9 protein-coding genes and 1 other RNA gene are annotated in these 12,240 nt (G+C 70.0%); 4 read left to right on the top strand and 6 right to left on the bottom strand.

Annotated features, from left to right (window positions below):
• Positions 1-3: 3 nt before the first annotated feature.
• Entirely contained in the window at positions 4-438 is a 435-nt protein-coding gene (locus BKA10_RS04605) for an RDD family protein (protein WP_183498807.1), read from the bottom strand.
• Positions 439-564: 126 nt separating this feature from the next.
• On the opposite strand from BKA10_RS04605, the gene glnA (BKA10_RS04600) reads away from it, so the two are divergent.
• Positions 565-1,989 carry a type I glutamate--ammonia ligase gene (glnA, locus tag BKA10_RS04600; RefSeq protein ID WP_183498806.1) on the top strand — a complete coding sequence of 475 codons (1,425 nt, stop codon included), beginning with the start codon at positions 565-567 and terminating at the stop codon, positions 1,987-1,989.
• A 58-nt stretch (positions 1,990-2,047) separates the two neighbouring features.
• Here glnA (BKA10_RS04600) and BKA10_RS04595 read toward each other — a convergent pair whose 3' ends face one another.
• From BKA10_RS04595 to BKA10_RS04585, 3 genes are read right to left on the bottom strand one after another with little or no spacing between them, the layout of a single operon-like run.
• A complete protein-coding gene (locus tag BKA10_RS04595) occupies positions 2,048-5,047 on the bottom strand; it encodes a bifunctional [glutamine synthetase] adenylyltransferase/[glutamine synthetase]-adenylyl-L-tyrosine phosphorylase (protein ID WP_183498805.1) in 3,000 nt (999 codons plus the stop codon).
• A 6-nt stretch (positions 5,048-5,053) separates the two neighbouring features.
• Complete coding sequence (glnA, locus tag BKA10_RS04590) at positions 5,054-6,391, bottom strand: type I glutamate--ammonia ligase (RefSeq protein WP_183498804.1); 1,338 nt, start codon at positions 6,389-6,391, stop codon at positions 5,054-5,056.
• Positions 6,392-6,435: 44 nt separating this feature from the next.
• Positions 6,436-6,690: an SPOR domain-containing protein gene (locus BKA10_RS04585; protein WP_183498803.1), complete on the bottom strand. Its 255-nt coding sequence runs from the start codon at positions 6,688-6,690 to the stop codon at positions 6,436-6,438.
• A gap of 81 nt (positions 6,691-6,771) precedes the next feature.
• Here BKA10_RS04585 and ppgK point away from each other — a divergent pair, with 81 nt between their 5' ends.
• Complete coding sequence (ppgK, locus tag BKA10_RS04580; protein ID WP_183498802.1) at positions 6,772-7,533, top strand: polyphosphate--glucose phosphotransferase; 762 nt, start codon at positions 6,772-6,774, stop codon at positions 7,531-7,533.
• A gap of 38 nt (positions 7,534-7,571) precedes the next feature.
• Here the strand turns inward: ppgK and rnpB are convergent.
• Positions 7,572-7,927: RNase P RNA component class A (gene rnpB, locus BKA10_RS04575), an RNA gene on the bottom strand.
• 157 nt (positions 7,928-8,084) lie between these two features.
• On the opposite strand from rnpB, the gene BKA10_RS04570 reads away from it, so the two are divergent.
• Positions 8,085-8,753 (top strand): LPXTG cell wall anchor domain-containing protein, encoded by a 669-nt coding sequence (locus tag BKA10_RS04570; RefSeq protein ID WP_183498801.1) that lies wholly within the window; start codon positions 8,085-8,087, stop codon positions 8,751-8,753.
• 7 nt (positions 8,754-8,760) lie between these two features.
• Entirely contained in the window at positions 8,761-10,515 is a 1,755-nt protein-coding gene (locus tag BKA10_RS04565) for a DUF4012 domain-containing protein (protein WP_183498800.1), read from the top strand.
• Here the strand turns inward: BKA10_RS04565 and BKA10_RS04560 are convergent.
• Positions 10,505-12,238 (bottom strand): bifunctional 3'-5' exonuclease/DNA polymerase, encoded by a 1,734-nt coding sequence (locus BKA10_RS04560; protein WP_248198963.1) that lies wholly within the window; start codon positions 12,236-12,238, stop codon positions 10,505-10,507. The genes BKA10_RS04565 and BKA10_RS04560 overlap by 11 nt on opposite strands.
• Between the last annotated feature and the right edge of the window lie 2 nt (positions 12,239-12,240).

The following is a 12,240-nucleotide window of genomic DNA, read 5'->3' as shown; positions in this document are numbered from 1 at the left end:
GCCTCAGGCGCGGATGAGGATCGTGCCGGCGGCTTTGTCGTGGAGGCCCCGCTGATCGGCATCCCAGATCAGAGCCGGGATCACCACCAGCAGCAGCAGTGTCCGCACGATCGGCCGCCACAGCCCCGCCCATCCTCCGCCGAGCAGGACGAGGCGGAGGCCGACGATGCGATGACCCGGGCTGCCGCCGATCGTGGGGATGAACAGCACCTGCAGGATCGCGAAGACCACCAGCGGCGAGAACATGCTGAGACCGGCCTCGGCAGGCAGCGCGAACTGGTCGTAGCCGAAGAACGCGGTGGCGATGACGCCGGCGGCGGTGTAGTCGATGATGAGTGCGACGATGCGGCGCCCGAAGCGCGCGACACTGCCCGATCCGGTGGCCGGACGGCCGAGTCGTTCGCCGGGATAGGTGTTCTCGGTCGTGGGATCTGGCACCCCTCCAGCCTACGGCGTCCACGAAACCTCCCCGAAACATGGGAGATACTGCCGGGCAATTGGATGCCGATAGATTCGAAGCACGCGCGATCCGAAGATGCGCGATTCACCCGATCTGGAGACTCCATGTTCAAAGACTCATCCGAGGTGCTGAAATTCATCCAGGACGAGGACGTCAAGTTCCTCGACATCCGGTTCACGGACCTTCCCGGTGTGCAGCAGCACTTCAACATTCCGGCCTCGACCGTCGATGAGGAGTTCTTCACCGTCGGACAGCTCTTCGACGGTTCGTCGATCCGCGGCTTCGCGAACATCCACGAGTCCGACATGCAGCTCATCCCCGACGTCACCACGGCGTACCTGGACCCGTTCCGCCAGGCGAAGACGCTCATCATGCTCTTCGACATCTACAACCCGCGCAACGGCGAGATCTACCCGAAGGACCCCCGCCAGGTCGCCAAGAAGGCCGAGAAGTACCTCGCCTCGACCGGTATCGCCGACACGGCATTCTTCGCCCCCGAGGCCGAGTTCTACATCTTCGACGACGTCCGCTACGAGGTGACGGCCAACTCGAGCTTCTACCGCGTGGACTCCGAAGAAGGCGCGTGGAACACCGGCCGTGAGGAAGAGGGCGGAAACCTCGGCAACAAGACGCCGTTCAAGGGCGGCTACTTCCCGGTCGCCCCGGTCGACAAGACGGCCGACCTGCGCGACGACATCAGCCTGCGCCTGATCGAGTCGGGACTGCACCTCGAGCGCGCCCACCACGAAGTCGGCACCGGCGGCCAGCAGGAGATCAACTACCGCTTCGACACCATGGTGCACTCCGCCGACGACATCCTGAAGTTCAAGTACATCGTCAAGAACACCGCCGAGGAGTGGGGCAAGGTCGCGACCTTCATGCCCAAGCCGCTGTTCGGCGACAACGGCTCGGGCATGCACACCCACCAGTCGCTGTGGCTGGACGGCAAGCCGCTCTTCTACGACGAGAAGGGCTACGGCGGGCTGTCCGACATCGCGCGCTGGTACATCGGCGGTCTGCTGGCGCACGCGCCGGCCGTGCTCGCCTTCACCAACCCCACGCTCAACAGCTACCACCGTCTGGTGAAGGGCTACGAGGCGCCGGTCAACCTGGTGTACTCGGCAGGCAACCGCTCGGCGGCCATCCGCATCCCGATCACCGGCTCGAACCCGAAGGCCAAGCGCATCGAGTTCCGCGCCCCCGACGCCTCGGGCAACCCGTATCTGGCCTTCGCCGCGCAGCTGATGGCGGGCCTGGACGGCATCAAGAACCGCATCGAGCCGCACGAGCCGATCGACAAGGACCTCTACGAGCTGCCGCCCGAGGAGGCCAAGAACATCCCGCAGGTGCCCAACTCGCTGCTCGACTCGCTCGAGGCGCTGCGCGCAGACCACGAGTTCCTGCTGGCCGGTGGCGTGTTCACGCCCGAGCTGATCGAGACCTGGATCGAGTACAAGATCGAGAACGAGATCACCCCGCTCGCGGCACGCCCGCACCCGTTCGAGTACGAGCTGTACTTCGGGGTCTGAACGCTCGGCACCCGCAGCGGCCCCGTCTCACTGAGGCGGGGCCGCTGCGGGTCTGTGCTCAGCCGTAGAAGTGCTGCTCGAACACGCGGCGGGCACGACGGGCGGTCCGCAGCCAGTCCTCCTCCACGAGGGAGGCGGAGCGCGGCGGGTACTCGAGCAGCCGGCCGATGCCGTCGAGCTTCGTCCGGTCGGTGGGCAGGACGTCGCTCGTCTGACCCGACAGCAGGGTGTTCGCCGATCGCAGGCGGGATGCCAGACGCCACGCGTCGGTGAGACGCTCGGCCGCGGCATCCGGAACCAGTCCCGCCTCACGCGCGGCCTCGAGCGCTCCCAGCGTGGACGTGGTGCGCAGGCCTGCCACCGCATGACCGTGCTCGAGCTGCAGCAGCTGCACGAGCCACTCGACGTCGCTGAGGCCGCCCGGACCCAGCTTGAGGTGGCGGCTCGGATCCTGACCCTGGGGCAGCCGTTCGTTCTCGACCCGGGCCTTGATCCGCCGGATCTCGCGGAGATCCAGTTGCTTCACCGCGGCCGGATAGCGCAGGCCGTCGGCAAGCGAGGTGAACCGCTGGATCAGGGTGACGCTGCCCGCCACGCCCCGGGCGCGCAGGAGCGCCTGCGCTTCCCACGAGAGCGACCAGCGGCGGTAGTACGCCTCGTACGACTCGAGCGATCGGACCAGTGGGCCGTTGCGTCCCTCGGGCCGGAGGTCGGGGTCGAGGTCGAACGGCACGCGGTGGTCTTCGGAGTGCGTGCGCAGACCCGCGACCAGTCGCAGCGAGAGCTCTTGCGCGCGCTGCGGATCGAGGCCGTTCGCCTCGTACACGTACATGACGTCGGCATCCGATCCGAAGCCGAGCTCGGCGCCGCCGAAGCGGCCCATCGCGATGACGCTGAAGTCGAGGTCCTGCGCATCGTCGGGGACCACTTCGCGCTGCACGGCGCGGAGAGTCGCCTGGATCGTCACCTGGCTGATGTCGGTCAGGCCGGGCCCGAGATCGTCGATCGTCACGGTGCCGATCACGCAGCCGAGGGCGAGACGCAGCAGTTCGCGTCGGCGGAGCGCGCGCACGGCGCGCATCGCCGAGTCGATGGATGAGTGCCGCGTCTGGATCGCCCGGGCCTCCTCGTCGAGCGCGGCGGCCGACCGGGGACGCAGCGACTCGGGAGAGTCGAGCCAGGCGACCGACTCGGGAATCCACTCCATCAGCTCGCCGATGTAGCGCGAGCTCGACAGCACCCGGGTGAGCCGTTCGGCGGCACCGGACGAATCGCGCAGCACCCGCAGGAACCACGGGGTGTCGCCGAGCCGCTCGCTGATGCGCCGGAATGCGAGCAGTCCCTCGTCGGGGTCGGTGCCGTCGGCGAACCAGCGGATCATGACCGGCAGCAGGTGGCGCTGGATGGTGACCTTGCGGCTGATCCCGCTCGTGAGCGCGCCGATGTGGCGCAGGGCGCCCGCCGGGTTGCGGAAGCCGATGGCGGCCAGCCGGTCGTGCGCGTGCTCGGGGGCGAGCGTGCGCTCCTCGCTGGGCAGCGCGGCCACCGCCGACAGCAGCGGCCGGTAGAACAGTCGCACGTGGATGTCGCGGACTTCGCGCTTGACCGACTCCCACAGCTTCCACACCGCCTCACCCGACTCCGCGAGCCCCGACGCGCGCGCGAGCACGCGCCTGCCGTCGTCGTCGGCGGGCATCAGGTGCGTGCGACGCAGCGCCCGCAGCTGCAGCCGGTGCTCGAGCACGCGCAGCACGCGGTAGTCCTGGCCGAACGTGGCCGCATCGGCGCGCCCGATGTACCCCTCGGCGACGAGCTCGTCGAGCGCCTCGAGGGTTCCGGGCCGGCGCACCGCGGCATCGGACAGCCCGTGCACGAGCTGCAGCAGCTGCACCGTGAACTCGATGTCGCGGATGCCGCCCGGCCCGAGCTTGAGCTGGTAGTCGACCTCGCCCGGGGGAATATGGTCGGTGACCCGCTCGCGCATCCGCTGCACACTGTCGACGAAGTTCTCGCGCGCGGCGCTGGTCCACACCTTCGGCTGCACGGCGGCCAGATACGCCGCGCCGAGGTCGAGGTCCCCCGCGAGCGGCCGAGCCTTCAGCAGGGCCTGGAACTCCCAGCTCTGCGCCCAGCGGTCGTAGTAGGAGACATGCGATTCCAGGGTGCGCACCAGGGCGCCCTGCTTGCCTTCGGGGCGGAGATTTGCATCCACCTCCCACAGCGGCGGTTCGATCTCGATCCCGCTGATCCCGTGCATCGTCTGCACCGCGAGGCGGGTGGCGATGTCGATGACACGGCTTTCGCCGATGGATGCCAGGGACTCGTCGTCCGCTCCCCCGACGAAGATCACGTCGACGTCGCTGACGTAGTTCAGCTCGCGTGCGCCGGCTTTGCCCATCCCGATGACGGCCAGCTGCGTCGCCGCGACCTGCTCGTGGGGGAACAGCCCGGGACCGGCGCGCCCCGACGAGATGCGCGTGCGCGCGACGGACAGCGATGCCTCGAGTGCCGCGCCGGCGGCATCCGCGAGGGCGGCGGCGACGGCGGGCAGCACCTCGGTTGCGCTGCCGGCGCCCAGGTCGAACGCGGCGATGCGAGCGAGCAGGCGGCGGTACCGTACGCGGAGGGAGACCCATGCGGACTCGTCACCGGATGCGGCGAACCCTTCGTCGTCGGCGCCGACGGCGGCCAGCAGCTCGGCGCGCAGCTGCGCGGCCGACGGGAGCGCCGCCTGGCGTGCGGACAGGTCCGCGAGCTCTTCGGGATGGCGGAGGTAGAAGTCGGCGAACCCTTCGGAGGCGCCGAGCAGGAGCCAGAGGGGACGCGGAGCGGCGTGCAGTGCTGCCCCCACGGCATCCGGATCACGGCGGGCGATCCTCACCAGCGCGGCTGCGGCGCCATCAGGATCCGCGGCGCGGCTCGCCTCTCCGGCGACGAGATCCCGGGGCAGTCCGATGAGGTCGGTGAGCTCGGTCAGGGCCGCATCGGCAGACTGCAGCTCGCTGAAACCGGCGCGCGCGAGCGCGGTGAGCGCGGAGGATCGCTCGCGGGACGACATGGCTGGCTAGAGCATCTCCAGATTGCTCTTCAGCTCGTAGGGAGTGACCTGCGCGCGGTACTCGTCCCACTCGCGACGCTTGTTGAGCAGGACGTAGTTGAACACCTGCTCCCCCAGCGTCTCGGCGACGAGCTCGGAGGACTCCATGTACTCGAGGGCGTGGTCGAGACTCGCCGGCAGCGGTGCGTAGCCGAGCGCCCGGCGCTCCGCGGGGCTGAGCGACCACACGTTGTCCTCGGCCTCGGGCGGCAGCTCGTAGCCCTCTTCGATGCCCTTGAGTCCGGCCGACAGCATGAGCGCGTAGGCGAGGTACGGGTTGGCAGCGGAGTCGAGGGCGCGGTACTCCACGCGCGAGGACTGGCTCTTGTGGGGCTTGTACATCGGCACCCGGATCAGAGCCGACCGGTTGCTGTGCCCCCACGTCACGAAGCTGGGCGCCTCGTCTCCGCCCCAGAGGCGCTTGTACGAGTTCACGAACTGGTTGGTGATGGCGGCGATCTCGTTCGCGTGCTTCAGCAGGCCCGCGATGAACTGGCGGCCCGTCTGCGACAGCTGGTATTGCGCCCCTGCCTCGTAGAACGCGTTGACGTCGCCTTCGAACAGCGACATGTGCGTGTGCATGCCACTGCCGGGCTGCCCGACGAGGGGCTTGGGCATGAACGTGGCGTACACGCCCTCCTCGATCGCGACCTCTTTGATCACCGTGCGGAATGTCATGATGTTGTCGGCGGTGGCCAGCGCGTCGGCGTATCGCAGGTCGATCTCGTTCTGACCGGGGCCGCCCTCGTGGTGGCTGTACTCCACCGAGATGCCGAGATCCTCGAGCATGCGCACCGAGCGGCGGCGGAAGTCGTGCGCCGTCCCGCCGGGTACGTTGTCGAAGTACCCGGCCGAGTCGACCGGAACCGGACCCTCGGCGCCGAATGACTTCGACTTGAGCAGATAGAACTCGATCTCGGGGTGGGTGTAGAACGTGAACCCGGCGTCGGCGGCCTTTGCGAGCGCGCGTTTGAGGACGTGCCGCGGGTCGGCCACGGCCGGCTGACCGTCGGGCGTGGTGAGGTCGCAGAACATGCGCGCCGTGGGGTCGATCTCACCGCGCCACGGAAGCGTCTGGAACGTGGTGGGATCGGGATGGGCGAGCAGATCGGACTCGTAGGTGCGCGTGAAGCCCTCGATCGCCGATCCGTCGAAGCCGATGCCCTCGGTGAAGGCGCCTTCCACCTCGGCCGGCGCGATCGCGACGGACTTCAGCGTGCCGATGACGTCGGTGAACCAGAGGCGGACGAACTTCACGCCGCGTTCCTCGATCGTGCGGAGTACGAAGTCTCGCTGCTTGTCCATCGGTTCCTTCCGGGTGCCGGCTGACGGGCTGGTGCGTGATCAGACTATCGGCCGGAGGGGCCGCTCCGATCGTCCTTCGACTCGGTGTCGCCGGCGTTGCCGCCCGACGCGCCCCAAGCATCGTCGCGCGCCTCTTCCTCGGCCCATGCGCGCGAACGCTCGCGCAGCAGTTCGGGGGCGCGTGCGGCCTCCTCCGGAGTGTCGAATGGACCGGCCCGATCGATCGTCGGCGACTCGAAACCCTGCTCCACCCCGCCGGTGGCGAAGTTGTACCAGTACTTGTCGGCTGCGGTGCTCATGGCGCCCTCCCCGTGCCCCGAGGGTGGGGCCTCGTGTCGATCCTAACGAGCGGACCGCGTCCGCTGGGTAGGGTGTGGAGCATGGCGAAGAACGCGACCCGCGCCGTCGGGGTGGACATCGGCGGAACCGGCATCAAGGGAGCGCTGGTCGACCTGGGCGCAGGGCAGCTGCTCAGCGATCGGGTCAAGGTCGCGACGCCGCGAGGCGCGGAGCCCGATGACGTGCTGCGCGCCGTCCGCGAGGTCCTGGGCACGCTGGGGGTCACCGATGCGGACATCCCGCTCGGGGTGGCCTTCCCGGCGATCGTGAAGCACGGCCGGACGATGTCGGCCGCGAACGTCGCCGACACGTGGATCGGCTTCGAGGCGGAGAAGTTCTTCGAAGACGGACTCGGACGCGAGATCCACTTCGCCAACGATGCCGATGTTGCCGGGGTCGCCGAGGCGCGCTACGGCGCCGCACGCGACGTCGACGGTCTCGTGCTGCTGACGACGCTGGGCACCGGCATCGGCACCGCGCTGCTCTACGACGGCGAGCTCATTCCGAACTCCGAGCTCGGCCACCTCCAGCGCGCCGGTCACAAGCGCGACGCCGAAGCGTGGACGGCGTACTCGGCGATGGAGCGCGAAGACCTCAGCTTCCCGGTGTGGGCAAAGCGGCTGCAGTGGTACTACCGCCACCTCGAGTTCCTGCTCAGCCCGGACCTGTTCATCGTCGGCGGCGGCGTCTCCAAACACGCCGATCAGTTCCTGCCGCTGCTCGACCTCGACACGCCGATCATCCCGGCCGTGCACCGGAACAACGCCGGGATCATCGGCGCCGCGGCACTGTCGGTGCACTGACGCGCGGCACCGGACCCGCACCGGGCCGGATCGGGCGACGAATGGGCCGGCCTGTACGCCGGGTTCTGTTCCGGGGCGATGCCCCTTCGACGGTCATCTCTCTCGGCGACACGTTGCCGTGCCGCTCCAGCGGCCTACCCGGGGACTCGGCGAGCCGCGTCAACATCCCCTGTCTGGCCTTGCTCCGGGCGAGGTTTGCCGTGCGGGTCGTGTCACCACGACCCCGGTGGTCTCTTACACCACCCTTTCACCCTTACCGGCCTGAGCCGGCGGTCTGCTCTCTGTGGCACTGTCTCGCGGATTGCTCCGGGTGGGTGTTACCCACCGCCCTGCCCTGTGGAGCCCGGACGTTCCTCGGTGCGCTCTCGCGCCACGCGACCGTCCAGCCGACCCATTCGTCCGCACGATTCTAGTCCGACGCGCTGAGTCCGGTCATTGTGACCGTCGCGGCGATGGGCTAGTCTCCAGATTGGGGAGACGAGCATTTGGGGTGCTCGTTCATTCAGGGCATCGCCTGGCGATGTCCGCTATCGACCTTTTGGGGAGGTCTGATGAACATGCGATCGATAGGCGCGGCTGCCGCCGTGGCCGCGCTGCTGATTCTCGTGGCGCCGGCCGCGGCATCCGCGGACGTCACCGCCGCCGCCCGCACGGTGAGCGCGGACGGTGCCGACTACGTTCCGGACAAACCGGAAGAGCCCAGCCTGGCCGGCTCATGGGCCGAGGCGGTGTGCCTGCGGGCCGCACCGTGGATCAACTTCGAGGTGACCCTCACCGATCCCGACGCGCAGTCGACGAGCAACGAGGCCGCCCTCGTGATCACCGACGGCGCGCACCGGGTGTCGCTGCAGCTGGGTTCACTGGTGTCGGGCCGCATCAGCGGTTCGGTGCTCTGGCCGGGAGCATCGGTCGACGGCGCAGGCGTCGGCGACGGCTGGCCGGGCTGGGTCTACGAAGACGGCGAATGGCTCGAGACCGCCGGGAACTTCGCATGGACGCGGGGCGACATCCGCGCATTCTTCCGCGTGAATCCCGAGCTCGAGGTGCCGCTGGCCTACCCGGACGAGTCCAGCGGGTGCGCAGCACCCGCCGGCGAGGTGTCGTCGCTGGCCGCGACCGGTGGCAGCACCGCCGCGATCCTGCCGATCGCGGGCGTCGCCGCAGCCGCGGTGATCGTCGGCGTCGTCGTCGTGGTCTCGCGCCGGCGTCACCGCGTCTGAGGGCATCGTGGCCCGCTTCCTGCGGATCGGGCCCCTCGTCCTGACCGCGGCGCTGCTGCTGTGCGCGGTGATCGCCGCGTTCGGCTGGCTGGCGCTGCGGGTGGTGACGGCGGGCACGCAGCTCATGGCGATGGAGTCGACCAGCCGCGATCTGGTGGCGGCGATCGAGGCCCGTGACCTCCCGGCGGCGGCCGACGCCGTGCAGACGGTCAGCGCGCATGCGCGTTCGGCGGCGCAGGCGACCTCGGACCCGCTGTGGGTGGTCGCCGAGGCGATGCCATGGTTCGGCGACGATCTGTACGCCGTCCGCACGCTGTCGGCGCAGGCGGCCACTCTCGCCGATCACGTCGCCGACCCGATCCTGGGCCTGGTCGACACGGTCGTGGCCGGCGGCGCCGTCGATCCCGCATCGCTGATCGCTCTCGGCCGCACCCTCGATGGCGCGGGTGCGGCCGTTGAGCGCACCGCCGATGCGGTCGCGGCGCTGGACACGTCGTCGCTCCTGCCGCCGATCCGCGAGGGCACCGAGACGGTGCGCGGAGCGCTGGCCGGCGTCGCCCCCACGGTCGACGCGCTCGCGGCACTCGCGGCGTTCGTCGGCGCCGCAGCCGGCGACGAGGGGAACACCGTGCTGGTGATGCTGCAGAACCCGGCCGAACTGCGCACCGGCGGCGGCATCACGGGGTCATTCGTCCTCCTGCGTTCGCACGAGGGACGGTTCGAACTGGTCGAGCAGGCGGACTCTTCCCAGTTCCCCGAGCGAGACGTCTCCATCGTGCCCATGCCCGACTCCAGCGCGATGCTCTACGGCGACATCGCCGGCCGGTTCGTGCAGAACGCCTCCATGCCCGTCGACTTCGCGCAGACCGCCGCGCTCGCACGCGCCTGGTGGCAGAGTCGCGGCGGCGCCGCACCGGACGCCGTGGTCTCCCTTGACCCCCTGGCTCTGCGGGGTCTCCTGGCCGTGACAGGGGCCGTCCCGCTGCCCGACGGCACCGAGCTGACCGCGGACGACCTCGTCCAGCGCGTGCTCGTGGATCCCTATCTTCAGCTGGACGCCGACACTCAGACAGCCTTCCTGCAGTCGGTAAGCACTGCGCTGTTCGAACGGCTGACCACGATCGAAGCCGATCCGCTCACGTGGGCGCGGGCACTCGCCGGCCCGGCCGCCGAGGGCCGGATCGCGCTGTGGAGTGCGGACGCCGACGTGCAGGAGGCCATCGACGGCACTGTCCTCGCCGGTCCCTCCGGTCGGCTCACCGCTGCCGGAGAAGACGCGTTCGCGGTGTTCCTCAACGACGCGACCGGCGGCAAGATGGACAGCTTCCTGCACATCGACATGGAACTGACGGCCACGCACTGTCGTGCCGACGGTCGCGCCGACATCCTCGTGCGACTCACGATGAGCAGCAGCGCTCCCGATCCCGACACGCTGGCCATGGACATCACCGGGAACGGGACGTTCGGCACCGGCATCGGCGACATCGGAACCAGCGTGTCGGTGGTGGCCCCGCCGGGAACATACTTCGGCGGCGTCACCAAGGACGGCGAGCGGGAACTGTCCGTCGACGTGGAGGACTCGGGACGCCCGACGAGCCTGGTGCGCATCAACCTGTCGCCCGACGAGGTGAACGTCGTCGAGTTCCGTTTCATCGCCGCCGGGCCCGGTCTGCTGGAGCCCGCGCTGATCCACACGCCGCTGATCAACGACCCGCAGGTCGCAGTGGACTCAGATCCGGGATGCCGGGAGGTCAGCCCTTAGCCGCATCGTCGGTGATCTGCAGGTCGAGCGGCACGTCGATCGGGAAGGTGCCGAACAGCAGGGTGGTGGCGCGTGCGGCCGCGTCGCGCACTGCCGCCGCGGCGGCCTCTGCCTGTGCGGCAGGAGCATGGACGATGATCTCGTCGTGCAGGAAGAACGCAAGGTGCGCCCGGCGGGAGAACACCCGCCCGGAGCGGTCAGCGGCATCCTCTTCGGGAATCGGCTCGAGCCGGGCCAGCTGCTGTCGCAGCTCGGCGAGCCACGCGAGCGCCCATTCGGCGGCCGTCCCCTGCACGATGAAGTTGCGGGTGAACCGACCTCTGTCGCGGGCGGAGCGGCGGGCCCGGGCTTGATCCCGCTCGCCGGCATCGCCCGTGCCGGCCAAGTCTTGGATCTGACGCCAGGCAACCGAAGGCGGCGGGCTCGTGCGCCCGAGCCAGGTGCTGACGACGCCGCCGTCCTCGCCGGTGCGGGCGGCGTGGTCGACGAGGCCCATCGCGCGCGGGTAGGCGCGCCGCAGCGCCGGGACGAGCCGGCCGCTGTCACCGGTGGTGGCGCCGTACATCGCGCCGAGCACGGCGATCTTCGCCTCCTGCCGCGTGCCCACGACCCCTTCGCTGACGATGCCGGCGTAGAGGTCGGTCCCGCGTGCCGCGTCGGCCAGTGCGGTGTCGCCCGACATCGCCGCGAGCATGCGCGGCTCGAGCTGGGCGACGTCGGCGACGATGAGCACCCATCCCGGGTCTGCGCGCACGGCCGGGCGCAGCTGGCGGGGCAGCTGGAGTGCACCGCCGCCCGAAGAGGCCCAGCGGCCGGTGACGACGCCGCCCGGAACGTACACGGGGCGGAAGCGCCCCTCGCCGACCCACTCCTGCATCCATGCCCACCCGTTCGCGGTGTACATCCGCATGAGCTTCTTGTACGCGAGCAGCGGAGCGATCGCGGGATGGTCGTGCTCGGCGAGCTCCCACCGCGAGGTGGACTGCGCCAGAACTCCCACCCGGTGCAGGGCGCGCAGCAGCTTCGGCTGCGAGTCGAGGCTGGCGGTGGGGTCGCCCAGCGCCGCGCGGACCTCGGCGGCGAGCCCCTCGATCTTCGTCGGCAGACGGCCGGCGCCGGGCCGCTCGCCCAGCATCTCGGTGAGGATGCCGTCGTGCACGCCCACATCCCACGGCACGCCCGCGTCGTACAGTTCGGCGGCCACCAGCGCACCGGCCGACTCCGCCGCCAGCAGCAGCCGTAGCGGACCCGGATCGTGCGCGGCGCCCAGAGCGTCGCGCTGCCGCGCGAACTCCGCGAGCACGTCCTCGATGTGGTCGGGCGCGCCCGCGGTGGTGGCGCCGGATTCCAGGTCGAAAAGGGTCTGCGCGGCCGCCGGCGCGGCTTCGATCGCCGCGGCGTCCCATTCGACGTGGCGGCGGAGGTCACCGGCATCCGCCGCCCGCGCGCTGTCGCGCAGGATTGCATGGCACAGCCGCAGATCGTGGCAGCGCGAGACCTGCAGCCCCGCCCGCAGGAGTGCCGGGTACCACCTGCTCGTGTCGCTCCACACCCAGCGCCGGGCGGCACCGGCGGCGTTCACTTCGCCGGTCAGGGTGCTCGCGTCGATGATCCGGCGCGCGGACTCGGACCCGTCCGCATGCAGGTCGACGACCACCACAGAGCCGTCGCGTGTGCCTCGGCCCACCACGCTCCAGGTCGCAGCGGCGTCCGTCGTGCTCACCG

The organism is Microbacterium invictum, from assembly GCF_014197265.1.
Lineage (GTDB): Bacteria > Actinomycetota > Actinomycetes > Actinomycetales > Microbacteriaceae > Microbacterium > Microbacterium invictum.
The sequence above is the reverse complement of the archived record's forward strand: the minus strand, read 5'-3'. Positions and strand labels throughout refer to the sequence as shown.

Coding starts and splice junctions, on each gene's coding strand:
- glnA (WP_183498806.1), top strand. CDS start 565: ATGTTCAAAGACTCATCCGAGGTGCTGAAATTCATCCAGGACGAGGAC.
- BKA10_RS04595 (WP_183498805.1), bottom strand. CDS start 5,047: ATGTCGTCCCGCGAGCGATCCTCCGCGCTCACCGCGCTCGCGCGCGCC.
- glnA (WP_183498804.1), bottom strand. CDS start 6,391: ATGGACAAGCAGCGAGACTTCGTACTCCGCACGATCGAGGAACGCGGC.
- BKA10_RS04585 (WP_183498803.1), bottom strand. CDS start 6,690: ATGAGCACCGCAGCCGACAAGTACTGGTACAACTTCGCCACCGGCGGG.
- ppgK (WP_183498802.1), top strand. CDS start 6,772: ATGGCGAAGAACGCGACCCGCGCCGTCGGGGTGGACATCGGCGGAACC.
- BKA10_RS04570 (WP_183498801.1), top strand. CDS start 8,085: ATGAACATGCGATCGATAGGCGCGGCTGCCGCCGTGGCCGCGCTGCTG.